The sequence below is a fragment of the Streptomyces sp. TLI_053 genome (genome assembly GCF_900105395.1).
Classification (GTDB): domain Bacteria; phylum Actinomycetota; class Actinomycetes; order Streptomycetales; family Streptomycetaceae; genus Kitasatospora.
This window is the reverse complement of sequence record NZ_LT629775.1, coordinates 2,282,146-2,307,283: the sequence shown is the minus strand read 5'-3', so window position 1 is coordinate 2,307,283 and position 25,138 is coordinate 2,282,146. Positions and strand designations below refer to the sequence as shown.

21 protein-coding genes are annotated in these 25,138 nt (G+C 76.3%); 16 read left to right on the top strand and 5 right to left on the bottom strand.

Translation table 11 applies throughout. From position 1 onward, the window contains the following. Positions 1-193: 193 nt before the first annotated feature. Positions 194-847, bottom strand: coding sequence for a TetR/AcrR family transcriptional regulator (locus BLU95_RS09055; protein ID WP_045943995.1), 654 nt, complete (start codon positions 845-847; stop codon positions 194-196). Positions 848-995: 148 nt separating this feature from the next. Next, the gene (locus tag BLU95_RS09050; protein ID WP_231978489.1) at positions 996-1,904 is read right to left on the bottom strand and encodes an acyl-CoA thioesterase; all 909 of its coding nucleotides are present in this window, start codon (positions 1,902-1,904) and stop codon (positions 996-998) included. Between the two features lie 193 nt (positions 1,905-2,097). Between BLU95_RS09050 and BLU95_RS09045 the strand changes: the two genes are divergently transcribed. From BLU95_RS09045 to BLU95_RS09035, 3 genes are all read left to right on the top strand, one after another. Further along, positions 2,098-3,543 (top strand): SWIM zinc finger family protein, encoded by a 1,446-nt coding sequence (locus BLU95_RS09045; protein ID WP_093859540.1) that lies wholly within the window; start codon positions 2,098-2,100, stop codon positions 3,541-3,543. Then, positions 3,540-6,305, top strand: coding sequence for a DUF7824 domain-containing protein (locus BLU95_RS09040; RefSeq protein ID WP_093859539.1), 2,766 nt, complete (start codon positions 3,540-3,542; stop codon positions 6,303-6,305). Before BLU95_RS09045 ends, BLU95_RS09040 begins: the two co-directional genes overlap by 4 nt. A gap of 196 nt (positions 6,306-6,501) precedes the next feature. Continuing rightward, entirely contained in the window at positions 6,502-7,482 is a 981-nt protein-coding gene (locus BLU95_RS09035) for a DUF389 domain-containing protein (protein ID WP_093859538.1), read from the top strand. 108 nt (positions 7,483-7,590) lie between these two features. On the opposite strand, the gene BLU95_RS09030 is transcribed toward BLU95_RS09035, so the two are convergent. The 3 genes from BLU95_RS09030 to BLU95_RS09020 all read right to left on the bottom strand — a co-directional run bounded on the left by BLU95_RS09030 (position 7,591) and on the right by BLU95_RS09020 (position 10,218). Further along, on the bottom strand, positions 7,591-8,880 hold the full coding sequence (locus BLU95_RS09030) for an MBL fold metallo-hydrolase (protein ID WP_173862239.1): 1,290 nt from the start codon (positions 8,878-8,880) through the stop codon (positions 7,591-7,593). Between the two features lie 265 nt (positions 8,881-9,145). Further along, a complete protein-coding gene (locus BLU95_RS09025) occupies positions 9,146-9,598 on the bottom strand; it encodes a MaoC family dehydratase (RefSeq protein WP_093859537.1) in 453 nt (150 codons plus the stop codon). A gap of 176 nt (positions 9,599-9,774) precedes the next feature. Next, entirely contained in the window at positions 9,775-10,218 is a 444-nt protein-coding gene (locus BLU95_RS09020; protein WP_093859536.1) for a pyridoxamine 5'-phosphate oxidase family protein, read from the bottom strand. 344 nt (positions 10,219-10,562) lie between these two features. Between BLU95_RS09020 and BLU95_RS09015 the strand changes: the two genes are divergently transcribed. The 13 genes from BLU95_RS09015 (at position 10,563) to BLU95_RS45010 (ending at position 25,062) form a co-directional block, all read left to right on the top strand. After that, complete coding sequence (locus tag BLU95_RS09015) at positions 10,563-11,465, top strand: hypothetical protein (RefSeq protein ID WP_093859535.1); 903 nt, start codon at positions 10,563-10,565, stop codon at positions 11,463-11,465. A gap of 189 nt (positions 11,466-11,654) precedes the next feature. Further along, a complete protein-coding gene (locus tag BLU95_RS09010) occupies positions 11,655-12,227 on the top strand; it encodes a hypothetical protein (protein WP_159424831.1) in 573 nt (190 codons plus the stop codon). Beyond that, positions 12,221-13,159 (top strand): hypothetical protein, encoded by a 939-nt coding sequence (locus tag BLU95_RS09005; RefSeq protein WP_159424830.1) that lies wholly within the window; start codon positions 12,221-12,223, stop codon positions 13,157-13,159. Before BLU95_RS09010 ends, BLU95_RS09005 begins: the two co-directional genes overlap by 7 nt. A 78-nt stretch (positions 13,160-13,237) precedes the next feature. Further along, positions 13,238-14,149, top strand: a complete 912-nt coding sequence (locus tag BLU95_RS09000; protein WP_093859532.1) for an SAF domain-containing protein — start codon at positions 13,238-13,240, stop codon at positions 14,147-14,149. 1 nt (position 14,150) lies between these two features. After that, positions 14,151-15,458, top strand: coding sequence for a CpaE-like family protein (locus tag BLU95_RS43235; RefSeq protein WP_197698736.1), 1,308 nt, complete (start codon positions 14,151-14,153; stop codon positions 15,456-15,458). After that, a complete protein-coding gene (locus BLU95_RS08990) occupies positions 15,448-17,067 on the top strand; it encodes a TadA family conjugal transfer-associated ATPase (RefSeq protein WP_231978488.1) in 1,620 nt (539 codons plus the stop codon). Before BLU95_RS43235 ends, BLU95_RS08990 begins: the two co-directional genes overlap by 11 nt. Beyond that, the gene (locus BLU95_RS08985; protein ID WP_093859531.1) at positions 17,067-18,071 is read left to right on the top strand and encodes a type II secretion system F family protein; all 1,005 of its coding nucleotides are present in this window, start codon (positions 17,067-17,069) and stop codon (positions 18,069-18,071) included. The genes BLU95_RS08990 and BLU95_RS08985 overlap by 1 nt, the downstream gene beginning before the upstream one ends. Further along, the gene (locus BLU95_RS08980; RefSeq protein ID WP_093859530.1) at positions 18,068-18,946 is read left to right on the top strand and encodes a type II secretion system F family protein; all 879 of its coding nucleotides are present in this window, start codon (positions 18,068-18,070) and stop codon (positions 18,944-18,946) included. Before BLU95_RS08985 ends, BLU95_RS08980 begins: the two co-directional genes overlap by 4 nt. 58 nt (positions 18,947-19,004) lie before the next feature. After that, positions 19,005-19,280, top strand: coding sequence for a hypothetical protein (locus BLU95_RS08975; RefSeq protein WP_093859529.1), 276 nt, complete (start codon positions 19,005-19,007; stop codon positions 19,278-19,280). A gap of 38 nt (positions 19,281-19,318) precedes the next feature. Beyond that, entirely contained in the window at positions 19,319-19,693 is a 375-nt protein-coding gene (locus tag BLU95_RS08970) for a TadE/TadG family type IV pilus assembly protein (RefSeq protein ID WP_093859528.1), read from the top strand. Between the two features lie 74 nt (positions 19,694-19,767). Beyond that, entirely contained in the window at positions 19,768-20,262 is a 495-nt protein-coding gene (locus BLU95_RS42195; protein ID WP_159424829.1) for a TadE/TadG family type IV pilus assembly protein, read from the top strand. 244 nt (positions 20,263-20,506) lie between these two features. After that, positions 20,507-20,971 (top strand): hypothetical protein, encoded by a 465-nt coding sequence (locus tag BLU95_RS08965; RefSeq protein ID WP_093859527.1) that lies wholly within the window; start codon positions 20,507-20,509, stop codon positions 20,969-20,971. Further along, positions 20,971-25,062, top strand: a complete 4,092-nt coding sequence (locus BLU95_RS45010; protein WP_093859526.1) for a LysM peptidoglycan-binding domain-containing protein — start codon at positions 20,971-20,973, stop codon at positions 25,060-25,062. Before BLU95_RS08965 ends, BLU95_RS45010 begins: the two co-directional genes overlap by 1 nt. Positions 25,063-25,138 lie beyond the last annotated feature (76 nt).

The window sequence follows — 25,138 nt, the reverse complement described above, 5'->3', positions numbered from 1 at the left end:
CCGGGACCGGACGGCCGGCCCGCTCCGCACGCTAGGAGTTCACACCGGTGTGAAGGTCAAGCCCGTCGCTCCACCACCCGGGGCCGCCCTGCCCCCCGCGCCGCCCCGCCCCCCCGCGCCGCCCCGCCGCGCGGGCACGCCGGGGAGCGGGCCGGCCGGACCTGCCCGGACCGGCCCGCGCCCGCGTGGGGCCTCAGGCCGTGGACGTGACCTCGTACGGGGCCGGGCGGGGCGTTTCGTACGGGTTCAGCACCAGCCGCACCACGTCCTCCAGCCGCCGCCGGGCGTCGCCCAGCGTGGTGCGGCCGGTCACCCAGGCCGTCAGCTCGCCCTGCCAGGCGTGGCCGACGATGTGCCGCACCAGGTCACTGGCCGCGGCCGGCACTTCGTCGGCCATCACCGCCTGGAGCGCCGTGCTGTCGGCCCGGGCCATGCCCTGGAGCGCCTCGCTGGCGAAGGGGTCGGTGGAGGCGGCGACGGCCACCCGCAGTCTGGCCAGCTCGGGCTGCCGCTGGTAGGCGCGCATGCCGCCGCGGACGAACCGCGCCACCCGGTCCGTGGCGCCCAGGCCGGCGCGCGGTCCGCGCAGCTCCGCCACCAGGTCGGCCAGCAGCAGCCGGTGCCAGTCGGCGATCGCCGCCGCCAGCAGGTGGTCCTTGGAGGAGAAGTAGCGGTACGCCGTCCCCAGGGCGACTCCGGACCGCTCGCAGACCTGCTTCATCTGCAGCCGCTCGACGCCGATCTCGTTCACCAGGGCGAGCGCCGCCGCGATCAGGCTTTCGCGGCGTTCGAGCTGACGCGGAGACATCGCCTCCACCGGCCGTGGTGACAGGTCAACCTTGGTCACCCGCACCATGATACGGGCCGGGGCCGCTCAGGAATATGACGCCGACCGGCCGCCCGCCGTTCGCCCCCCGGTCACCGAGTGCGGGTGGGGCGGCGGACGGCGGGCGCGGCGCGGCGGGCCGGGCGGAGCGGGCGGGCGGACCGGGTGGTCAGCGGGGCGCGACGAGGCGTTCGCGGATCAGCGCCTCCTGGACGGCGGAGGCCACCAGTCGCCCCCCTCGGTCGTAGAACTCGCCCAGCGCCAGCCCCCGGCCGTCCGAGGAGGACGGGCTGCGCTGGGCGAACAGCAGCCATTCGTCGGCCCGGAACGGCCGGTGGAACCACATCGCGTGGTCCAGCGAGGCCATCAGCAGCCGGGGCGGCTCGGTGCGCTGGAAGAAGTTCGGCTGGACGTGCAGCCCGGCGGTGGAGGCCAGGGTGAGGTCCGAGAGGTAGGTGAGGGCGCAGACGTGCAGCAGCGGGTCGTCGGCGGGCAGCGGGGAGCCGGCGCGCAGCCAGACGAACTGCTGCGGCATGCCGGGCACGGCCGGCGGCACGCCCGGCGCGTCCGGCGGGACGAAGCGCAGCTCCAGGGCGCCGAAGCCGCTGGCGGCCAGTGCCGCCCGGGCCTCGTCGTCCCAGTGCGCGAAGGCGTCCGGCAGTTCCTCGGGGCCGGGCAGCGCGGGGATCTCGCGGTGCCGGTCGGCGGCCGGCTCGGGGCGTTTGAAGGACGCCGAGAGGGTGAAGACGGTCTCTCCCCGCTGGACCGCCGTCACCCGCCGGGTGGCGTAGGAGGAGCCCTGGCGGACCCGGTCCACCCGGTACTCGATCGGGCGGCCCGGGTCGCCGGGCATCAGGAAGTAGCCGTGCAGCGAGTGCACCGAGCGGTCGGCCCCGATCGTCCGCCCGGCCGCCACCAGGGCCTGCGCGGCGACCTGGCCGCCGAACGCGCGCATCGGCGCCCCGGCGTGGCAGCGGCCGCGGAACGTGTTCTCGTCGAGGGTCTCGATCCGCAGCAGATCGGCGAACGGTCCGACCGTGTCGATCGCCCGTCTGTCCTGTTCGGTCAGCTCTGTCACTGGCCCATAGTGGCAGACCGGGGTGCCCCGCCGATGTGACGTGGGTAACCCGTCCGGGCGAACACGCTTGCTAGAACGTGTTCCATTGTCCGGATTCCGACGGAGGGCGGACAGTGCCGCGGCGGCCGGCCGGGCGGGCTGCCGCCGGAGCCGGGACGGCCGATTGTCAGTGCCTCGACCTAGCGTCACGGGCATGTCGCAATCCGCACACGCGTACGCCTATCTGCGCCCGTCCGCCGTCGTCGACGGCGCGGCCGGCCGGAGCCTCGCCCTGGAGACGTCCGGCGGCGCCACCCCGCTGGGGGACGCCGCCCACCCGCGGTTCTTCGCGGGTTTCCTGGCCGAGCCGGCCCCGGCCGCCGCCGCGCTGCTCGCCGTGGCGGACGTCGCCGCCGCCCGGTACTACCAGCCTCAGCTGCGCGCCTCGCTGGACCCGGTGGTCACCGCCAACGGCGACCGGCTCCGGTTCGAGTCCTTCTCCGGCTGCTGCGGCGTCTACGCCCGCCTGGACGTGCTCGCCGCCGGTCTGGACGGCGGCGCGATCGGCCACGGCACCACCAACGTCGACGTCAACAATCCGTTGCGAGAAGCACTCACCCGGATCGCTCCGGCCGAGCCGCTGCACCTCGCCGTCGGCCCGGACGCCCTGGAGGTCACCACCTTCGACGGGCCGGTCGTCGAGAAGAAGGTCCCGCTGCCCGAGCGCTGGCTGCGCGGCTTCGCCGAGACCCAGGTGACCGCCGCCGGATTCGACCTGCGGGCCGAGCTGCCGGCCGCCGAGGCGGTCCGCTTCCTCCGTTCGCTGCCCCGCGGCGGCCGGGCCGGGGCCAGGACGGTCCAGTGGGTGGTCCTCGCCGGGCGGACGCTGCGGCCGACCACCAGGCCGGTGGCCGGCGCGGTCTGCCTGCCGGGCCCGGAGCGGCTGGCCGCCCTGCAGCGGGTGCTGCGGCACGCCAGGGCACTGCGGATCTACGGCCCGCCGGCCGTCGGTGACGGTCCGACGGCCTCCGCCTGGGAGGTCGAGCTGCCCGGGATGCGGCTCACCCTCACCCTCTCGCCGGACCCGTCCCGGGGCTTCAGCGGCGAGGGCGGTGTCCTCGGGGCGCTGGCCACCGGCACCGCCGAGCCGGACGCCGACCTGGTCGCGACGCTGCTCGCCTGGGAGCCGAGGATCGAGGTCGCCGAGCTCGCCGAGCAGGCCGGTCTCGCCCCGGCCCGGGTGCGGGCCGCGCTGACCAGGCTCGGCACCGCCGGGCAGATCGGCTACGACGTGGCCGAGGCCGCGTACTTCCACCGCCGGCTCCCGTACGAGTCCGGGCGGGCGGAGTCGGCCAACCCCCGGCTGAAGGCCGCCCGCGCACTGGTCGCCGCCGGCGCCGTCCGGCTGGAGGAGGGCGGCGCGACGGCGGTCGTCACGGTGGACGACCACGTCCAGCGGGTGCGGACGGAGGCGGCGGGCGCGGTCGGCTGCACCTGCCTCTGGTGGGCGAAGTACCGGGGCGGGCGCGGGCCGTGCAAGCACGTGCTGGCGGTCGGCATGGTCCGCGAGGCGCAGGCCGGGGCGGGGGCCGGGAGCGGGATCCACGCGCGGACGCGGACGCGAGGACAGGACGGCGGAGTCCGGGAGGGGACACGATGAGCGGCACGACCACGAGCACGAGGCCCGGCACGAGCACGCGCACGAGCGCCAGTACGACGGCGACCGCGGACTCCGCCGCCGTGGAGGCCCTGCTGACGGAGATCCGGGAGGGCCGGCCCGATCGGCTGCCGAAGCTGCTCGCCGCGCTCGGGCCCGCCGAGCGGCGCTCCTGCGTCCCGGCGCTCAGGGAACTGCGCCGGGCCAACCGCGGCGAGTGGACGAAGCCGGCCAACCAGCGGATGTGCGCGCTGCTGGTGGCCGGCGCCGGCTGCCACCCCGGCCCGGCCGGCGCGGCCGCCTGGATCGGCTCCCGGGACTTCACCGGCCGTTCCTGGGCCCGCCACCCCGCCCTGGCCGAGGTGGTCGAGGCCCAGCCGGAGGAGTGGCAGATCGAGGTGGTGGGCCGGCTCGCCGCCAAGCGCGGCTCCGGCTTCAGCTGGGACCTCTTCCCGCTGATCGAGCGGGTGGTGCGGCGCACCGGCTGCGCGGTGCCGGCCTCCGACGAGTTCGTCGCCGAGTGGCTGCGGTCGGGCGCCGGGCGGGAGAACAGTCCGCGCGGCAGCGCCACCACCCTGCTGGAGCGGCTGAGGGTCGACACCTTCACCCCGGTCCTGCTGCCCCGGGTGTTCGAGCTGGAGGACGTCGCCTGGACGCTCGACGCCGGGCTCGGCACCCGGCCCGGGGACAACTGGCCGGCGGCGATCGCCGGGCTGGCCGAGGAGGGCCTGTTCGGGCGCGCGGAGCTGATCGACCTCTGCCTGGGCCGGCTGGTGCGCGGCGGCCGGGCCGCCGACCAGCGGGCCTTCCTGGGCGTGCTGACCACGCTCGCGCCCACGCCGCAGGAGTACGCGGCCCGGGTCCGCGACCTGATGGCGCTGCTCGACGGGCTCCCGGCGGTGGCCGGGCACGCCCAGCAGGTGCTCGCCGGGCTGGACGGGGCCGGGCTGGTCGAACCGGAGCTGGTCACCGAGGCTTCCGCGGTGGTGCTGTTCCGGGCCGAGAAGAAGCTGGTGCGCGCCCAGCTCGCCTGGCTTGAACAGGCCGCGCGGAGCGCGCCGGAGCGCTCCGGCCCGGTCGCGCTGGCCGCCGCCGAGGCGTTCGGCCACCCCGACAGCGCCCTCCAGGAACGGGCGCTCAACCTGGTCGCCCGCCGCCTGAAGACCGCCGGCGAGGCCGTGCTGCCGGAGCTGCGCCTCGCCGCCGGGACGCTGAACCCCGTCCACCACGCCCGGGCGGGCGCGCTGTTCGGCGCCGTCCTCGGCGGCTCGGGGGAGGAGGACACCGCCTGGGACGAACTGCTCCCGCCGGTCCCCGAGCCGGCCCCGCTCGGGGAGCCGCTCGCCACCCCGGCGGAGGTCGCCGAGGAGCTGGCCGTGCTGCTGGCCGCGGGCCGGCCCGGCGTCGCCGTCCTCGAACGCGTCCTGGACGGCCTGGTCCGGCACGCCCACCGTGACCGCCCGGCGCTGGCCGAGGCACTGGAACCGGTGCTGCGGGCCCACCCGTGGCAGAACGTCGGCCGTTGGCAGGACTGCGGCCCGGCCGACGCGCTCTACCTCGCCGCCGTGGTGGCCGGCCAGGTGGACCCGTACCGGCTCGGACACGTCTTCCGGAACAAGGGCCGGCACCCGCTGCGCGGCGAGCACAACACCGTGTACGGCACGGTGCTGGCCGCCCGGATCTCCGAGGCGGCCGAGCGGGTCGCGGCCGACCCGCTGCCGTTGCTGCTCGCCACGCCGACCGACGCCACCGGCGCGATCGCCGCGACCGCGCTGGTCGGCCGGATCGCCGCCTACGAGGCCGCCGGCGCGGCCGCCGCTCCGGCCGACCTGAACGCGGCGCTGCTGCGGGTCGCCCCGACGGCTGACCCGCAGGTGCTGGCGGCCGCCGACCGGCTGACCTCGCCCGCCGGGCGGTGGCTGGCGGCCTGGTTGCGCGGGGGCGGTCTGCCGGCCCAGAGCTCGGAGCGGGTGCTGTTCGCCCCGGCCCCGGCGTCGCTGCGCCCGCTGCGGTACTGGGACCGCTGGTGGGAGGCCCTGAAGCGGCTCGCGGTCGCCCAGCCCGGCAGCGCCGGACCGGCCGGGCCCGCGGGCGAGCGGCTCGGCCCGGAGTTCCGGGCGCTGCTGGAGGGCACCGAGCCCAGCGTGGCCCGGGTCCGCAAGCAGGACGAGTGGCTCTGGGAGCCCACCGAGCACTGGGCCGCGATGCTCCCGCACCACCGGGAGGAGCTGGCGGCCCGATGGCTGGACCGGTTCGCCGATTCCGCCGACCGGGAGCGGCGCGGTGTCGCCCGGATGCTGGTCGTGCTCGCCGAGGCGGGCGGGCCGGCCGGGCTGGCGCTGCACCTGGCACTGGCCTACTGCCTCGGCGCGCGGTTCCCGGAGGACCGCACCGCCGCCGTGGACGCGCTGCTGGTGCTGGCCGCCCGGGGCGACCTGGACGCCGCCCTGCTCGGGCGCGAGCTGGGCGAGCTCCTCGCGCTCGGGACGGTGAAGCCGAACCGCCTCGCCCACGCCCTGGGCACCGCCGCCGACACCGGGGCCTGCGCCACCGTCTGGTCGGTGCTGGCCCCCGTCCTGCCCACGCTGCTCGGGGGCGAGGCGCTGCGGGGCACCGCCGACGTGCTCGCGGTCGCCACCGACGCCGCGCGCCGCTCGCGGGCACGCGGCCCGGTGGAGGAGGTGACCGCCACCGCGGCGCGGCCCGGCGCCGCCCGGCTGGTGAAGGAGGCCCGGGCGCTGCGCGACGTGTTGGCGGGCGACTGAGCCCGCGCCCGCCGACGGGGCACCGGCGGCGCTGCGGGCCGCCGGGCCGGGCGGGCCCAGCACCGCAGCCCAGCGCCGCAGCCCAGCACCGTGTCCGGGTGCCGGTGGTGCCCGGCGGAGGGCCCCGACGTGGGTGTTCGCCCGGGCCGCCTAGGGTGTGCGGGACCGCCACCCGCCGCGCGCCACCGGAGCACCTGTGCTGCACCTCCGTCTGATCGTCCCCGCCGACCTCCGGGATCCCGTGCTGAGCTGTCTGGACGACTGCGTCGGCGTCACCCACGTGGTGTTGCTGCCCGACGCGGCCGTCCGTCCGTCCGGGGACGTGGTGCTGTGCGACGTCGCCCGGGAGTCGGCGGACGAAGTGCTGGCGGGCCTCCGGGGGACCGGTCTGACCGAGCGCGGCGCGATCGACGTCCAGGAGATCGAGCTGACCCTCTCGAAGGCCGCCGACGAGGCCGAACGGCTCGCACCCGGTGAGGGCGCCGACGCCCTGGTGTGGGAGTCGGTCTCCGAGATCACCCACGAGGAGTCCACCCTCACCTGGGTCTTCCTGGCCTTCCTCGCCGTCGCGACCATGCTGGCGGCCTGCGGTGCCGTCCTGGACAGCGCGATCCTGGTGGTCGGGGCGATGGCGGTGGGGCCGGAGTTCGGTCCGCTGGCCGGGCTCTGCGTCGCACTGGTGCAGCGGCGGTCCCGGCCCGCGCTGCGCTCGCTGAACGCGCTGATGACGGGCTTCGCCGTGGCGATGGCACTGACGGTCGTGTTCACCCTGCTGATGGACGGCCTGGGCCTGTTCACCCTGGAGGAGTTCGACGGCGCCCGCCCCAACACCTCGTTCATCTGGCAGCCGGACGCCACCTCGTTCGTGGTGGCCTTCCTGGCGGGCATCGCCGGGCTGCTCTCGGTCACCTCGGCCAAGGCGGGGATGATGGTCGGGGTGGCGATCTCGGTGACCACGGTGCCGGCCGCCGCCAACGCGGCCGTCGCGCTCGGGTACGGGGACTTCCGTCAGTTCTGGGGGTCCAGCCTGCAGTTGCTGCTGAACATGGCGGGCATCGTGCTGGCCGGGGTGCTCACCCTGCTGGTGCAGCAGGCGGGCTGGCGGCTGATCCGCCGCCGGGCCGGTGAGGCCGGCGCGGCGGGCGGGGCCGCGAGCGGGCGGCGCACCGGGGGCTAGGAGTCCGTCCGGGCACGCGAGCGCACCGCCCGGCACGTCCGCCCGCCGGCACGTCCGCCCGCCGGCACGTCCACGCGCCGCCCGGCCGGACGCGGCCACCGGACCCGCTCAGACCGGGACGCCGTCGTCCTCGGCCGTCACCGTGGGGCGGGACCCGTTCGTTCCCGCCGGTCCGGTGCCCGCCGGCCCGGCACCCCGTGCCGCCGGCCCCGTCGCAGCTGCGGCGGCCGCGGCACCCGCGGCGGCCGTCGGGTCCGCCGACCCGTCCGGCACCACCAGCGGCGTGCCGTCCCCGTCCCCGGGCGGCGCGGCCACCGCCCGCCACCAGCGCCGCAGCGCGGGCGGCTCGACCGGTTCGAAGGGCTTGCCGGGGCGCGGCACCACCAGCCGGGCGCCCTGGGCCCGCGCGGCGGCGACCACCCGCTCGGCGGGCTCCTCCCACGGGTGCGGGGCGAGGTTGAAGGTGCACCAGTGGATCGGCAGCAGTACCTCGCCGCCGAGGTCCAGGTGCGCCCGGACGCCCTCCTCGGGCGTCATGTGCACCTCGGGCCAGAAGTCGCTGTAGGCGCCGACCTGCACCATCGTCGCGTCGAACGGGCCCAGTCGGCGGCCGATCTCGGCGAAGCCGGCGAAGTAGCCGGTGTCCCCGCTGTGGAACACGGTGCGGCCGCCGCCCGCCACCACCCAGGAGGCCCACAGGAAGAGCGGGCTGGTGCGCGGACCGCGGCTGCAGTAGTGCCGGGCGGGGGTGGCGGTCAGGGTCAGGCCCGCCACCTCGGCCGACTCCCACCAGTCGAGTTCGACGATCCGGTCGGCCGGCACGCCCCAGTACTCCAGGTGCGCCCCGACCCCGAGCGGCACGGCGAAGGTCGCGCCGGTGCCGATCAGGGCCCGGACGGTCCCCATGTCGAGGTGGTCGTAGTGGTCGTGGGAGACGACCACGACGTCCACCCCGTCGAGTTCGGACAGCGGCAGCGGCACCGGATGGAGCCGTTTGGGGCCGGTCCAGGCGAAGGGGGAGCAGCGTTCGCCCCAGACCGGGTCGAACAGCACCCGGCGGCCGCCGATCTCGGCGAGCACGGTGGCGTGGCCGAGCCAGGTGAGCCGCAGGCCCGAGGCGGGCGGTTCGGCGAGGTCGACCGGGAGCAGCCGGTGCAGCGGCACGGCGGCGGCCGGTACCCGGCGGACCCGGTCGGCCGCCAGCTGGGCGCGGGTGATCTCCAGCGGGCTGCGCTCGTAGACCAGCCGCCGGGTCGGCACCGGGTTGCGGAAGGCGCCGTCGGCGAACTGCGGGGAGCGGTGGATCCGGGCCAGCCGTTCGCCCCGCGGCTCGGCGCCGAAGGCGTCCGTCCGGACCCGGTGCCAGGCCGCCCGGGGCAGTCCGGTCAGGCCGGACAGCGCGCCGGGACCGGACGGTCCGGTCCGGCCGGGGGGCGTGGTGAGGGTCGGGGACAGGCCGGGGACGCGGGAGTACCACGGGGCGGCTGGGCGGGGCACGGCACCTCCAAGGACGGCGACGGATACCTGGCATGCCGGGGCGCGCACCGTCGGCGGGGACACCGGTTCGGTACGACAACCATCTCGTCGGAGGTTACTCGTGCTCGGCCCTCCGGACCCGGCGAGCGGCGGCCGCCGTCCGCCGACCAGGGGCCTTCCCCGGTGATCAGGCGTAGAAACGGGTGATCGTCTCGGCCACACAGTGCGGCTTGGCGCTCTCCGCGCTGGTGATGGTGAACCGGACCACGGCCTGCACCCCGCCGGACACCTCGGTGGCCGAGACGAGTTCGGCGGTGGCCCGGATCGCCGTCCCGACCGGCACCGGGGCAGGGAAGCGGACCTTCTCCGAGCCGTAGTTCAGCGCCATCCGGACGCCCTCGACGCCGTAGCACTCCTTGGCCAGCACCGGGATCATCGACATCGTCAGGTAGCCGTGCGCGATGGTCGAGCCGAACTGGCTCTCCTTCGCCCGCTCGGGGTCGACGTGGATCCACTGGTGGTCGCCGGTGGCCTCGGCGAACAGGTCGATCCGCGCCTGGTCGACGGTGTGCCACTGGCTGGTCCCCAGCTCGGTGCCGACGGCGGCGGTCAGCTCGGCGAGGGAGGCGAAGATCGTCACGGAGCGCTCCTGAGGGCGGGCGGTGCGACAGCGGTCGCGGTGCGGTGGTGCGAACTCCGCAGAGTATGCCTACTCGCCGGTCACCTGTCAGGGGTCCGCCGGAAGCACCCGCCCGGGGCGGTCACGCCCCTTCGAACAGTCGGGTGCGGTCGGGCGCGGTCGGACCCGGGTCGGGCTCAGGACTGCGGGACGGTGTGGCCGGACGAGGACAGCCGACGGCCGCTGATCAGCTCGGGCGCCACCGCGACGAACATCGGGTCGGGCTCGTCGGTCCAGGGCCGCAGCCCGGAGCGCAGCGCGCGGAGGATCTGCTCCGGGTCGCGCAGGATGTCCGCCCGGCCGTGGACCAGAACGCTCCAGCCGCTCCGGGTGAGCGGGTCCATCCGGTCGGCCTGGAAGGCGACGACGGTGCCGTCCAGCCCGCGCGCGGTGGCGCTGTCCCGGCGCACGGCGAGCAGCAGGCGCCCGTCCGGGACGACCTCGAAGGAGACCGGCAGCACGGCCGGGAGCGCGTGCTCGGTGTACACCACGCGTCCGACGGGCACGGTGCTGAGCAGGCGGAGGCACGCCTCGGTGCCGAGTTCCTCCGGTTCGTCGTCCAGTGCGTCGTCACGGTCCATGCGTCCGATCGTCCCTCCGCCGGGCGTGGGCCGACAGGGCCCATGGTCCCTGGGCGGCAGGGCTTTGGGGCCGCGCCGTCCGGACGCGGACGGTGGGCCGGGGCGAGCTGACGGAGAGCTGACGGAGCGGGCGCGGAGGGTGACCGGGGGGCGGGCGGTCCCGGACGCGTCGAGAAGACGGTGCCCGGAGGCCCGACACCGACGGCACGGGGCGATAGCCTGCCCGGCGGTGGCACCGAGGCGCACCGGGTGTGCCGCGAGGCCCGGAGCCCGGAGCCCGGAGCGGGTGGCGGAACGGAACGGTTCGGCGGTCCCGGGGTACCGGGGCCGGGCAGGAGGGGGCGGTGCGGGTGGCAAGCGGGATCGATCTCGTGGTGATCGGCGCGGACGGCGGGCCGGACCGCGCGTTCGGCGGTTCGGGCCGGGCGGCCGAGGGCGCCCGGGAACTGGCCGAGGTGCTGCCCGGGATGTGCTTCGACGCGGGCGCGGCCGACACCCGGGTCACCGTGGTGGAGCCGGGCGCGGACGCCAACGCCATGCTGACCGCCGTCCGGGAGGCGGCCGCCCGCCCGGGCCGCTGGCTGCTGGTCTGCCTGGTTGGCCAGTTGGTGGCCGACCCGCGCGGCCGCCGGCTCGCCCTGGTCACCGCGGGCTCGACCGCCGACAACGCCTACCGGCGCGGGCTGGCCTGGGACTGGGTGGTCAGCGCGATGGTGCACGGCGACCAGGAGGAGGCGCTGCTGCTGGTCGACGCGGTGGCCGACAAGGACACCTGGGCGGCGCTGGAACGCGGCGGCGGCGAGGACGGCGCCGGTGAGCTGCTCAGCTACCCCCGGGTCCCGCTCTGGGGCCGGATCGGCCGGCACGCGCCCGGCCGGGGGATCCCGGGCAGACGGGGCCGGGAGGCCGTCCTCCCCGGCGGGCCCGGGTCGTTCAGCCGGTCGCTCGCCACCGTGCTCCGGCAGGGCGTCCCGGGAGCGCCCGCCGCCGTCGGCCCGCACGACCTGCAGCCGGCCGTCGGCGCGCTGCTCGACGGCGGCGCCCCGCACGAGGGGGACGGTGCCGGTGCGCCCCCGCGCCAGGGCGAGGCGCCGGGTGTGCGCCTGCTCGTACCGCCGGAGGGCGGGCGCCTGCTGATGCGCAATCGGGCCGCGATTCGGGGTGCATTGGCCGGATTGTCGCTTTCCGAAGAACTGTTGGCTCTTCTGTGGCGGGAAAGTGCCCCGACGGATCCTCCTTCCGCGTAAGGTCAGGAGGCCCCAGGTGTTGCCGTGAAGGCTCGGTTTGGCGAAGAATCGATGCTCGCGAGGCAACACCAGCGGGACTGCGGAATTCTTCTGGCGGCCCCGGACCACACACGGGGCCGGCTGCGACGAGGTGGGGCGATGCGGCAGCGCGGAAATGTGTTGCGCCCTGGGGCGGTTGGGATCGGTGGGGTGATTCTGGCGTTGCTGCTGAGCGGCTGTTCCAGCAGCGGGGCCGGGGGGTCCGCCGATCGGCTTGGGACGAACGCGCCCACGGTTGCGGGCGTGACTCCGGTAACCCCTTCGGGTGGTTCGGCAAACGTCGGGAACGCGCCGACCGACGGGGTCGAAGGCGCCGCCGCGCGCGAGGCGGTGAGGACCTATCAGGACTGGTGGAACGCCCAGGTCGAGGCCTACGGGCAGCCGGACTCGGACGGTTCGGGATTCGGCACCTTCGCGTCCGGACAGGTACTGACCGACGCGCTGGTCAATCTCAAACAACTGCATGACGCCAAACTGGTGATGACCGGCAGTCCGAAGAATTCCCCGGTGGTGAAGTCCGTCGACATCACGGCCGATCCGAACACCGCCGTGATCGAGGACTGCCTGGACGTGTCCGGGTGGCACCAGGCGGACGCCGCGACCCGCGCGGTCATGGACCCGCCCGACCGGCTCACCCGGTATGTGGCGACCGTTTCGCTACGACAGTTCCGAACGCGTTGGCTGATCCACGAGTTCAAGCGGGAGGTGGGACGCACATGCTGAAGCCGGTAAGGCGATGGGTGATCGGCGCGCCGCTGTTCACCGGATTACTGATGGCCCCGACGGGCACCGCCGTGGCGGACACGGGCCCCACCGGGGGCGCCACCCGCTGCCACGTGAACGTGATCTGCGCCGGGACGAGCGAGACCACCACCAAGCCGCCGAAGGGCGGCGGTGGGACCGGTGGGACTGGCAGCGGGCCGCAGGTCTGCAGCTTCAACGGCCAGAACTATGCCTGCTACAGCCCGGGGTACGGCTGGTTCAGTTCCGCCACCGGTTGGTACTACCAGCTGCTCCACCCACAGCCCCCGGCAGGCGATCCGCTCTGGGAGGGCCACAAGCCGGAGGACGGGGGGGTCTACACCGAGGCCGTCCCCACTCCCGGCGGGGGGCAGAGCGTTGGCCAGACCAAGTTCTTCGCCCAGCCGCCCGCCGGGCCGCCGCCGGACAACCCGGTCGAGCTGGCCCACAGCGCCGCCGAGGAGATCGAGTTCCCCGACCCCGTCCCCGGCATCGCCCCCGAGGGCACCTCCGTGGTCGGCGTACCGGTCTGGTTCTGGCTCGCCAACTCGGATGCCCCGGCGGCGAAGACCGCGCGCGGCAACGTCATCTCGGTGACCGTCACCCCCCGGCTGAAGAGCCTGGAATGGAGCCTCGGCGACCAGTTGGACCCGAAGAAGGAGACGGTGAAGAAGTGCGTGGGCGCCGGCACCCCGTACGAGCCGAAGTACGGCTCCAGCCCGTCCCCGACCTGCGGCCACGTCTTCACGACCGGCTCGGGCACCCGTAAGGCGGGTCTGTTCTACGGCACCCTGACCGTGCACTGGGTCGGCGACGTCACGATCACCGGCGGCAACCAGACGGTGGCGCCGATCGACCTGGAGACCAGCGTGCGGCTCCAGTTCCCGGTGGCCGAGGTGCAGGTCCTCAACTAGGCGGCACAGAACCGCAGGCGGCGGCCGGCCGCCACCCCAGCAACGACCGACGAACGACGCTAGGAAGGCCGAAGCCCGGTGGAGAACCGTACCTTTGCCGCATCCGGCTCCGGCACGTCCGCCACGGCGACCGCGAGCAGCACCGCGCCCGCGCCCGTGGCAGTGCCGGAACAGGGGCGCGGTGCCCCGCGCACCCCCGGACGGGCGCTCGGCGCCCGGCGCAGGCGGCCCGCCGTGCTGGCCATGGCGGTGGCCCTGATAGCCGCCGGCGGCCTGGGCGGCGCGGTGCTCTACAACAGCACCGGCCAGCGGATCACCGTGCTGGCGCTGGCCCGTGACGTGCCGTGGGGGCAGACGCTGACGGAGGGCGACCTGGTGACCGTGCGGATCGCGAGCGATCCGGCGCTCAAGCCGCTGGACGCGGCCGACCGGGCCAAGGCGATCGGGATGCGGGCCACCACGGACCTCCACCGGGGCGGGTTGCTCACCAGGTCGGACCTCGCGCAGTCGCTGGTCCTGAACCCGGGGCAGTTGCTGGTCGGCGTCGCGGCCCGGCGCACCCAGCTCCCGGCGACCCGGCTCCAGCCGGGCCTTCCGGTGATCGTGGTGTACACCTCGGACGGGGGGAAGCCCGAGACGCTCGGCGCCACCGTCTACACGGTCGGCCGGGGGGACTCCGACGGCGGCCAGGTGTTCGACGTCGTCGTCAACGAGGCGGACGCCGCCCGGCTGGCGAGCTGGGTGGCCACCGGGCGGATCCAGGTGGTGCTGGCCCCGCGTCCGGCCGCCGCCTCGCCCTCCGCCGCCGCGCCGGGCAACCCCGCCCAGGGCGCGCCGACCCCCGGCGCCACGGGCACGGGCACTGCCGCCGCCGGGGCACCGGCAAGCGGTGGGGCGGCCCCGGTCGCCGCCTCGGGCACGCCCGCCGGATCCCCGGCGTCCGGACGCCCCGCGGCCCCGGGTGCGCCGACCGGGGCGGGTGGGAACTGAGATGGCCGTGATCGCGGTGGTCGGCGCCCCGGGGGCACCCGGCGCCACCACGACCGCGCTGGCGCTGCTGCTGGCCTGGCCGCTGCAGCCCGGCCGCCGCGTCCTGCTGGTCGAGTGCGACCCGGACGGCGGTGCCGTCCTGGCCGGAGCCCTGGAGGGCCGGGTCGAGGCGGTCTACGGACTGCGCAACCTCGCCGTGGCCGACCGCCGGGGCCTCCTCGGCCAGGCCCTCTGGGAGCAGCTGATCGACCTCTCCCCGGCCGGCGAGGCCGAGCGCCTCCTGCTGCCCGGCCTGACCGACCCCACCCAGGCGCCCGGCCTCGCCTACACCTGGGAGCCGCTGATGGAGGTGCTGCACGGGCTGGAGTCGCAGGGCTACGACGTCGTCCTCGACCTCGGCCGCTCCGGCGCCACCGGCACCAGCGCGGTGCTGGCCCGCCGGGCCGACGTGGTGGCGGCGGTGGTCCGCACCACCCTGCGCGGGCTGAGCGCGGCCCGGCCCCGGCTGGCCACGCTGGCCGAGGACCTCGCCACGGCCGGTACCGGCGCCGACGCGCTGGGCCTGCTGCTGATCGCGGAGGGGCCGTACTCGGGGGCCGAGGTGTCCAAGGAGTTCGGACTGCCCGTGCTCGGCCTGCTGCCGCACGCGCGGCGCACCGCCCAGGTGCTGTCGGACGGCGGGGACGTCACCGACCGGCGTTTCGTCCGCTCGGAGCTGATGCGCACGGCGCGGTCGGCGGCGGACGAGATCCAGTCGACGGTCCGGCGGCGGCGCCAGCGGCTCGCCCCTGCGGCGGCGGGGCCCGTGCAGCCGGCGCAGCTCGCGCCGGGGACGGCTGCCGGGCCGGTCGCGGCGGCGGACGCAGTCCCGCAGCCCGCGCCGACGTACCAGCAGCCCCACCAGCAGCAGTCCTACGAGCGGCCGTCCTACGAGCAGCAGACGCACCAGCAGTCCTATGTGCACCAGCAGTCCTACGAGCAGCAGGCGTACCAGCAGACGTACGAGCCGACGTACGACCAGCAGTCGTACGAGCAACAGCAGTACGAGCAACAGCCGTACGGACCGGTGCCGCCCGTGATCACCACCGGTCCGGTGGCGCCGCTCGCCGGGCTCGCGCCGCAGCCGGCCGCCCCGGCGCCGTTCCCCGGGCACGCCGGCCCGGTGCACCCGGGCGCCCAGCACCCGGGCGCTCAGTACCCGGGCGCCCCGTACCCGGGAGTCCAGCCGTACCCGGAACCGGGGCCCGTCGCGCCCGCGCCCGAGGTCCGGGACCAGACCGTCGACGGGGAGGTGCTCCGTGCGCGGTAGTCCGCTGCACCAGCAGCCCGCGACCGACCCGGCCGCGCTGCCCTGGTCGACGCCACTGCCCGGCCCGGTCGGGCCGATGACCACCGGCCGGGTCGCCCCGGGCCCTGCGGCCCCGGGTCGGACGGCGGGAGCACCGACGGCCGCCGCCCCCGCCCCCGCCGCCGCGCCCACCGCCGTCCCCTCCGCCCTGCCCTCGCTCGACCGGCGCGGCGCGGGCACCCGGCCCGCCGTCGACCCCGCGGTCGCGCGCGAGCTGAAGCGCCAGGTCGCGGCCGAACTGCACCAGCAGATCACCCGGTTGACCTCGGGCTCCGGTACCGAGCCGGACCGGGCCACCCGTCGCCAGCGCGGCCGCGCGCTGATCGAGGAGGCCGTCGCCCGCTGGTCCGACGCCTACGCCCAGACCCACGGCATCCCGCCGACCCGGGACCAGGACCGCGCCCTCGCCGAGGCCGTCTTCGACCTGCTGTTCCGGGCCGGGCGGCTCCAGCCCTACCTGGACGATCCGGACATCGAGAACATCCTGGTCAACGGCTGCGACGACGTCTGGGTCTCCCGGGTGCACCAGCCGCTGCGCCAGGTCCCGCCGGTGGCCGACAGCGACGCCGAACTCGTCGAACTGCTCCAGGACCTGGCCCGCCAGCACGGCGGCGGCGAACGCTCGCTGTCCACCGCCAGTCCGACGCTCGCCCTGCGCCTGGAGGGCGGAATGCGCCTCCAGGCCCTCACCGAGGTCACCCCGCGCCCGTACGTCGCCATCCGCCGGCACCGGGTGGCCTCGGCGACCCTGCCCGAGATGGTCCGGCTCGGCGCCGTGGACAACACCCTCGCGGCCTTCCTGGCCTCGGCCATCCGGGCCCGGAAGAACGTGATGATCACCGGTACCCAGGGCGTCGGCAAGACCAGCCTGCTGCGCGCGATGGCCGCCGAGATCCCGCCGGACGAGCGGGTCGGCACCCTGGAGTCGGAGTTCGAGCTCTGGCTGCACACCCTCGGCCATCTGCGCCAGGTCGTCCCGATGGAGGCCCGGGAGGGCAACGGCGAACGGGTGGAAGGCCGTTCGGCGGGCGAGCTGAGCATCGGCGACCTCATCCCGGCGGCGCTGCGGATGACCCTCTCCCGGATCATCGTCGGCGAGGTCCGCTCCGGCGAGGTCGTCCCGATGCTGCGGGTCATGACCAACGGCGAGGGCGGCTCGATGTGCACCCTGCACGCGCGCGGCCCGCACATGGTCGTCGACCGCATCGCCGAACTCTGCCTGGAGTACGGCTCGCACATGACCGACGCGCTCGCCTACCGGCTCACCGCCAACGCCGTGGACTTCATCGTGCACGTCTCGATGGTCGACGAGACGCACGTCGGCGGCCGTCGGCACCGTTTCGTCTCGCACGTGCTGGAGGTCGCGGGCCTCGGCGAGAGCGGCCGGCCCGCGCTGAACACCGTATTCGGGCCGCGCCCCGAACTCGGCGAGCCGCGTGCCGTCCCGCACACCCCGCCGCAGTGCCTGGACGACCTGCGCCGGGCCGGCTTCGACGCGGCGCTGCTCGGCTCCCGCTACGGCAGCTGGGCCGAGCCGCTCCAGCTGCGGATCGGCGGTGGTGCCCGGTGATGCCGCTCTTCGTGCTCTGCGGCCTCGCGGTCGCGGCGGGCCTGGTCGCCCTGGTGGCCTGGGCGCGCGGCAGCGACCCGGTGGAGGAGGGCGCGCCCGAGCCGTTCAACCCGCTGGCCTCCCGGCTGCACGTGTTCTGGTACGGCGCGCCCGGTACGGCCTCGGAACGCAAGGCCCGGCAGCGCCGGATCCAGCTGCCGCTCGCGCTGATCGGGGCACCGCTCGGCTGGCTGTTCACCGGGATCCCGCTGACGGTGCTGCTGGTGCCGCTCGCGGTGTTCGGCCTGCCCTGGCTGTTCGAGGCCACCCGTTCGGACACCGACCGGATCGAACGGCTGGAGGCGCTCTCGGAGTGGACCCAGCGGGTCGCCGACGTGCTGCTGCTCGGCGTCGGCCTCAATCAGGCGATCGTCACCAGCCGCCGCACCGCGCCCGCCGCGATCGAGGCCGAGGTCGGCGAGCTGGCCGCCCGGCTGCAGGCCCGCTGGCGGCCGGAGGAGGCGCTGCGGCTGTTCGCCGACAGCCTGGCCGACGCCACGTCGGACAAGGTGCTCGCCGCCCTGGTCCTGCGCTCCGGGGACAGCGGCCCGGGCCTCGCCCGGACGCTGGCCGACATGGCCGAATCGGTCCGCGAGGAGGTCCGTCAGCGGCGCGTCATCGAGGCCGACCGGGCCAAGCACCGCACCACCATCCGCTGGCTGGTCGGCATCATCCTGCTGGTCGTCACGGTGGGCTCGTTCAACACCGAGTACACCGCCCCCTACAGCTCGGTGCTCGGTCAGATGGTGCTCGGCGTGGTCTGCGCGCTGTTCGTGGCGGTGATCGCCTGGATGCGCGCGCTGGCCTCGTACCCGCCGGTGCCGCGGCTGCTGGAGGCCGACCGGCGCAGCCGGACCGTCCGGTCGCGGCGGCGACGGGACGACGACGCCCCGGAGGGCGCGGCCGGTCCGGCCCGGGCCGACGGGGCCGAGGGTGCCGTCCGGATGCTCGGGGAGGCCCGATGATCTCCCCGTGGTCCGTGCTGGCGGGCGCCGTGGCGGCCGGTGGCCTCGCCATGCTGATCGCCGAACTCCGGCCCGCGCCGCCCGATCTGGGGCAGGCGCTGGACCGGCTGCACCGCACCCCGGCCGACCGTACCCCGGACCCGGACGAGCGGCCGCGCTGGTTCGACCGGATCGGCGAGCGCTCGGTCCACCTGCGCGGGGTCCGGATCCCGCAGCGCGAACTCGCCCTGATCGGCCGCACCCCGGCCCGGTTCATGGCGCACAAGCTGCTCTTCGCGCTGCTCGGCCTGGTGCTGCCGCCGTACCTGGTGGTGGCGGCACTCGTGGTCGACCTGAACCTGCCGTTCACGCTCCCGCTGGTGGTCGGGCCGCTGCTGGCCGGGCTGCTCTGGTTCCTGCCGGACGTGATCGTGCGGGGGGAGGCCAAGGAGGCCCGGGTCGAGTACCTGCACGGCATCGCCGCCTATCTGGAGCTGGTGGCGATGGAGCGGGCCGCCGACCTCGGCCCGGCCGAGGCGCTGCGCCGGGCCGCCGCCGTCGGGCGCGGCACGGTGTTCCGCCGGATCCGGGACGCGCTGGAGCGGGCGGCCACCGACCGGTTGCCGCCGTGGGCCGGACTGGACGCGCTGGCCGAGGAGTTGGGCCTGACCCCGCTCCAGGACCTGGCCGACATCATGCGGATCTCCGGTACCGACGGCGCCGCCGTCTACGACACCCTGCGGGCCCGGGCCAAGGGCCTGCGGGGCGAGCTCCTGGCGGAGGACCTCGCCCGGGCCAACTCCGACAGCGAGCGGATGGTCGCGCCGGGGTCCGCGCTGACCCTGCTGATGACCGTCCTGATCGTCTTCCCGGCGCTGTACAAGATGCTCAACTGACCCACCCCGTCGCGGAGGTCAGCGCCTCCGCCACCACACCTCACCCCTGGAGCAGTTCATGAAGAACCGACTCGAACAGTTGACCGTCCTGGTGATGGGGGCGTTCCTGCTGCCCATCCAGTTCGGGATGGCGCTCTTCCACTTCCGGATGGGCCGTGCCAAGGCCGCCCGGGCGCGCGGGGACAAGGGCGCGATCAGCATCGAGCTGGCGCTCGCCATCATCGCCCTGGTGGCCGTCGCGGGCATGGTGGTGGCCGCCCTGTACGGCCTCAAGAAGAAGGTCGTCGACAAGGTCAACCAGGACCCGAAGTACGACGGTGGCGCCACGCCGTGATCCACCGTCGTCGTCCCCGCCGTTCCGACCGGGGAGCGATGAGCCTGAGCCTGGCCATCGTCTTCCCGGTCGTCCTGATCCTGGTGCTGACCGTCGTGCAGACCGGGATGTGGTGGTACCACCGCCAACTCGCCCTGACGGCTGCCCGCGAGGGCGTCGACGCGGGGCGGACGCAGGGGAACCGGACCGACGAGCAGAAGGACCGGGCGGCCCGCCGCCAGGCCGAGGACTTCCTGGACCGGCAGGGCGACACGGACCACCGGGTGGTCACCGACGGCAGCACCCCGGTGCTGATCAAGGTCACCGTCGAGGTGAAGGCCCCGGTCATCGTCCCGTTCATCACCCCGCCGACCGTCACCCAGTTCGCGCAGGCCCCGCGCGAGCGCTTCGTCGCGCCGGTGGTCCGGCCGTGAACGGGGCGGCCCGCCGGTGGCCCTCGGCGCGCTCCGTCCGGCCCGTGCACCCCGCGGGCCGGACGGGGCGCGGCGTGCCGGAGGACGGCGGTCCGGGGCACGGCGGGTGGTGGCACGGCTTCCTGGCCGGCCGCGCCGTCCGCTCCGGGCGGGGGCGGGAGGGCGGCAGCGCGGCGATCGAGGCGGCGATCGTCGCACCCGCCGTGGTCGCGCTGATCCTGGTCGCGGTCGCCGCGGGCCGGGTGCAGACGGCGGGCGGCACCGTCGAGGCGGCGGCCCGGTCGGCGGCCCGCACGGCGTCGCTGGAGCGGGGCGGCACCGTCGCGATGGACGCCGCCGCGAAGAAGGCGGCCGCGGACGCCATGCGGCAGCAGGGCGTGTACTGCGGGAAGAGCAGCGTCACGGTCAAGCACGGCAAACGCAGCAACCAGGGCGTCGTCTGGGAGACGGTCGAGGTGACGGTGACCTGCGAGGTCTACCTGGCGGACCTGCTCGGCGGACCGAACGTCCTGCCGAAGACGCTCACCGGCTGGTTCGTCTCGGTGGTCGACCGGTACCGGGGCGCGTGAGGGCCGGGTGCGCTGCGACGGGGCGGGTCCGGTCGGCGGCGCCGGGCGGGGGACCGGGACCGGCGAGCGGGCCGGGCGCGGCGAGTGGACCGAGTGGATCGAGAGTGTGTCGGGTCGTGGGGCGGACGGTGATGGGGCTGTGACGACGAGGCTGCCGGACGGGGATTGGAGAACCGTCGGGCGGGGGAGACGCAAGCGGAGGGCGCCCGGGGGAGGGCGGCGGAGCCGGTGGGGAGGGAAGGCGATGGCACGCGCAGGCACGGTGCGGCCGTTCCGGCCCCGGCCCGGCGGCCGCTCGGACCACGGCGCGCTGTCGGTCTTCGTCGCCATCTGCGCGGCCTTCGTGGTGCTGGTCATCGCGCTGGTCGTCGACGCCGGCGGCAAGCTCCGGGTCGCCGAGCGGGTCGACGCCTACGCCCAGGAGGCCGCCCGGATGGCCGGCCAGCAGCTGGACGAGGCGGCCCTGTTGCGGGGCGAGGGGTACAAGCTCCGGGCGCGGGTCTACGTCGAGGCCGCGGCCAACGACTACCTCGCGCTGTACGGCCTGCACACCTATCAGGTGGAGTTCTCCCCGGACGACACCACCGTCACCATCACCGTGCAGGCCGAGTTCCGCCCGGTGATGCTGGGCGAGTTGGCCACACGGAAGATCACGGGCAAGGGGAGCGCCACCCTCGTCCACGGAGTCAAGGAAGCGGAGAACGCCTGATGGCCGCGCCACGCGCCAAGGAGCAGACCCGTGCCGGGCGTCCGGCCCGGGGAGCGAACGCCACCCCCGCGTCCGGCCGACGGCCGGCGCCGCTGCCGTCCCACCGGGCGGGCGGCGGCCGTCGGCCCGGCCGGGGCGGCGCCGTACTCGCCGCGATCGCGGCCCTGATCACCCTGCTCGTCCTGATGGTCGGCGTGCCCGCCCTGCTGCTGTACGGCACCCGGGCGGTGGCCGGCATGGGCGAACTCGCGCCCGACGGCATCGGCGCGATGCTGACCAGCCCCGACGACGGGCGGCTGTTCCTCTGGCTGCTGGTGGTGGTCGGCTGGGTCGGCTGGGCGTGTTTCGCGCTCTCCGTCCTGCTGGAGATCCCGGCGCAGTTGCGCGGCCGGGTGGCCCGGCGGCTCCCGGCCTTCGGCTGGAGCCAGCGGGCCGCGGCCGGACTGGTCGGCGCGGTCATCGCCCTGGTGCCGGTGGCCGGTTCGGCCTTCGCGGCCACCGCCGAGCACGCTCCGGCCGTCGTCACCGCGCAGGTGGCGTCGGGCGTCCAGCAGGCCGCCGCGCAGGCGCCGGCCGTGACGCCCGCCGCCGACCCGCAGGCCGGCTACACCGTCCGGGACAGCCGCCCGGCCGACAGCCTGTGGTCCATCGCCGAGCGCCAACTCGGCTCCGGCGATCGCTGGACGGAGATCGCCAAGCTCAACGACGGCCGGGTGATGGACGATTCGGGGATCCGCTTCGACGCGGACCGGCCGATCCAGCCGGGCTGGAAGCTCGTCATGCCGGCCGACGCCAAGCCCGACGGAGCGACCCCCGGGACCGGCGCCCCCGCCCCCGCTCCGGCCGGGACGCCGCAGACCGGCCCGGCCGGCGACGCGGCCCAGGGCGGCACCGTCACCGTGAAGTCCGGCGAGAGCCTGTCGGCGATCGCCCAGCGGGAGCTGGGCGACGCGGAGGCCTGGCCGAAGCTGTTCGAGGCGAACCGGGGCGTCCAGGCGCCCGACGGCGAGCGGCTCACCGACCCGGACGTGGTGGTGCCGGGGATGGTGCTCAGCCTTCCCGGTGCCCCCGCGCCCGCACCCGCACCCGCTCCGGCGCCCGAGCAGGCACCGGCCCCCGCGCCGACCCCGCCGCCGCCCGCGCCGAACACCCAGGCGCCCTCGGCCCCCGCCGCGCAGACCCCCGCCCCGGCGCAGCCGCCCGCCCAGGCCCCGGCACCCGCGCAGCCCTCCGCGCAGGCCCCGGCCCCGGCGGGGACGCCCGCGCCGAAGGCCGACGCCCAGGCCCCGGCCGCCCACGCCGAGCAGGCGGACGACGACTACGGCGTCGCCCTCGCCGCCTCCACCGTCGGCGTGCTGCTCGCCGCGATCATGGTCGGCGCCGTCGCCCGCAAGCGCGGCGGCCAGCTGCGCGCCCGCCGCCCCCGGCACCGCATCGCCATGCCCAGCGCCCCGGCCGCCGCCTTCGAGGCCGAACTGAAGGCCCGTCAGGACGACGCCGGACTGCACCTGCTCGACCGCGCCCTGCGCAGCATGGCCCGCAACACCGTGCGCGGCGGCAAGCGGCTGCCCGCGATCGTCGCCGCCCGGATCACCCCCGGCCGCACGATCGAACTCCACCTCTCCGGCCCCGCCGCCCCCATCGCGCCGTTCCGCGCCGCCCACACGCCCGACATCTGGTGGTGCGCCGCCGACTCCGAGGGCCTGCTCTCGCCGGCCCAGGCCCGCAAGACCGCCGCCCCCTACCCGGCCCTGGTCACCCTGGGTTCGGCCGCGGACGGCTCGATCGTGCTCGCCGACCTGGAGACGGTCCGGCTGCTCCACCTCTCCGGCCACCCGGACGACGCCCGCGACGTCCTGCGCACCCTGGCCCTGGAACTCGCCCACAGCCCGCTCGCGGACCGGCTCCACCTGCACCTGGTGGACCTCGCCGAGGAGATCCCGATCAGCGGACCGGCCGCGGAGCGGGTCCACCGCCACACCACCCTGGAGGCCGCGCTCGCCGCGCTCGGCCCGCGCACCGCCAAGGCCCGGGCCACCCTGGTGGCGGCCGAGTCCGCGAGCCCCCGGGACGCCCGCAGCCGGGGCCTGGCCGACGAGTCCTGGGTCCCCGAGATCGTGCTCTGCGGCCACCAGCCCGGCGGCGGCATCCCGGCCGAACTCGGCCGGCTGCTCGACGCCCGCCCGCGCACCTGCGTCGCCGTGGTCACCCGCGCGCCCGAGCGCGGCACCGGCCCGGTCGCCCGCTGGACCCTCCCGGCCACCGGCCAGGCCACCATTCCGGGCCTGCACGTCACCCTGGAGCTCCAGCGCCTGACCACCGGCCAGTACGAGCAGGTCACCGAGCTGCTCCGGGCCGCCGACGACGGCACCCAGCACCCCGCCCCCGCCTGGACCCTGGACGGCGACGAGCTGGAGCCCGCCGACCTCCCGGCGCCCGTCCCGGTGCTCGCGGGCGTCGGCGCGGCGTCGGGCCCCGGGTCGGACGGCCCGGCGGGCGGTTTCTCGCTCGCCGCGCTGGACGCCGCCCTGGGCGACCCGGACTCCGGGGACGACGCGGACGACGACACCGGCGGCGGCCGGGCCGCCGCCGGACCGCGGCTGCTGGCACGGGTGATCGGCACCGGTGCGAGCCCGTTCGCGGGCACCGACCCGGCGGCGCCGGTACCGGGGCCCGTCGGACCGGCCGCGCTGCCCGCCCCCCGGCACCTCGTCAACGGGCTCGGCCGGCAGGCCGGCGCCGCCACCGGGCCGGTCCCGGGGGCACCGGCGGTCGCCGTCGTCCCCGCCGGACCGGCCGCCGCCTTCCCGGCGGCGGACCTCCCGGCCGTCTCCCCGACCGCGCCGCCCGCGGGGCTGCCCGCGGGGCCGCCCGTCGGGCCGGAGGCCGGCGGTGACGGCGAATCCGAAGGCGTCGAGGGGGCCGACGGCTACCAGGGCGACGAGACCACCCAGAACCTCGGACTGCCGACGGCCGTCGTGCCGGTCCAGCCGGTGGCCCCGGTGGCTCAGGTGCCGCCGATCGGCCAGGTGCAGCCGGTGGGCCCGGTCGCCCCGGTGGTCGCGGACCCGTTCGCGACGTCCGTCACCCCCGCGCCCGCCGGTCCCGCGCCCGTCACCCCCGACCCGGTGCCCGAGCCCGTCCGGGAACCCGCCCCCGAGCCCGTACCGACGCACGACCCGGCCCCCGCACCCACCGGCGCCGACCCGCGCGTCCCCACCAGGCCCGAGCCCGGCCCGGCCGCCACCGCGCTGGTCCGGACCGCCTCCGGGCGCAGCGACAGCGACGACCTGCTGGCCATCCTCCGCTCGCCGGAGGCGCACGCCGTCCGCAACGCCCCCCGGATCCGCCTGCTCGGACCGGTCGACGTCGCCGGCACCGGCGGCACCGCCGAACCCGGCGCGATCGCCCGGCTCACCGAACTCGCCGCCTACCTGGCCCTGCGCCCCGGCGCCGACCACGCCGCCCTCGACCACGACCTGCACCCGGGGGCGGCCCACCTCGACCCGCACCCCACCGCCGCCGACGCCCGGAACCCGCTGTCCGACAAGCTCGCCGACCTGACGGCCTGGCTGGGCACCACCTCGGACGGCCGTCCCCTGCTGGTCACCGGCCAGGCCGAGGGCTGCACCTTCGCCCCGGCCGTCACCTGCGACTGGGACGAGTTCCGCAGCCTCTACCGGCGCGGCATGCGCAGCACCAGCGCCACCGCCGACGCGGCCCTCGCCCACGCCCTCGCCCTGGTCCGCGGCGCCCCGTTCGCGGAGGCCCCGCCCGCCTCCTACGGCTGGGCCGAGGCCGAACGGCAGGACATGATCGCCGCGATCGTCGACACCGCCCACGAACTCGCCGCCCGCCGCCTCCAGTACGGCGACCACCGCAGCGCCGAGGCCGCCGTCTTCCGCGGCCTCGCCGTCGCCCCGGACGTCGAACTCCTGCACCGCGACCTGTTCTACGCCTACGCCTCGGCGGGCGCCCGGGACCAGCTGCTGCGCGCCGTCAACCGCCTCGACGCACTCAGCCGCCGGACCGGCCGCGAACTCGACTCCGACACCATCGCCCTCCTCCGCGACCTCCTGGCCGGCTCCTGACCCGGCGGACCGTCAGCATCCCTCCGCCCCGCCCCGCCCCGCCCGGCCCACCGGCCGAGCGGGGCGCGGCGCGTCC

Bases quoted from the DNA above. Each gene is read 5' to 3' on its own strand.
- BLU95_RS08970 (WP_093859528.1), top strand. From the start codon at position 19,319: ATGAGCCTGAGCCTGGCCATCGTCTTCCCGGTCGTCCTGATCCTGGTG.
- BLU95_RS08965 (WP_093859527.1), top strand. From the start codon at position 20,507: ATGGCACGCGCAGGCACGGTGCGGCCGTTCCGGCCCCGGCCCGGCGGC.
- BLU95_RS09040 (WP_093859539.1), top strand. From the start codon at position 3,540: ATGAGCGGCACGACCACGAGCACGAGGCCCGGCACGAGCACGCGCACG.
- BLU95_RS09005 (WP_159424830.1), top strand. From the start codon at position 12,221: ATGCTGAAGCCGGTAAGGCGATGGGTGATCGGCGCGCCGCTGTTCACC.
- BLU95_RS08985 (WP_093859531.1), top strand. From the start codon at position 17,067: ATGCCGCTCTTCGTGCTCTGCGGCCTCGCGGTCGCGGCGGGCCTGGTC.
- BLU95_RS43235 (WP_197698736.1), top strand. From the start codon at position 14,151: ATGGCCGTGATCGCGGTGGTCGGCGCCCCGGGGGCACCCGGCGCCACC.
- BLU95_RS08980 (WP_093859530.1), top strand. From the start codon at position 18,068: ATGATCTCCCCGTGGTCCGTGCTGGCGGGCGCCGTGGCGGCCGGTGGC.
- BLU95_RS45010 (WP_093859526.1), top strand. From the start codon at position 20,971: ATGGCCGCGCCACGCGCCAAGGAGCAGACCCGTGCCGGGCGTCCGGCC.
- BLU95_RS08975 (WP_093859529.1), top strand. From the start codon at position 19,005: ATGAAGAACCGACTCGAACAGTTGACCGTCCTGGTGATGGGGGCGTTC.
- BLU95_RS09045 (WP_093859540.1), top strand. From the start codon at position 2,098: ATGTCGCAATCCGCACACGCGTACGCCTATCTGCGCCCGTCCGCCGTC.
- BLU95_RS09020 (WP_093859536.1), bottom strand. From the start codon at position 10,218: ATGGACCGTGACGACGCACTGGACGACGAACCGGAGGAACTCGGCACC.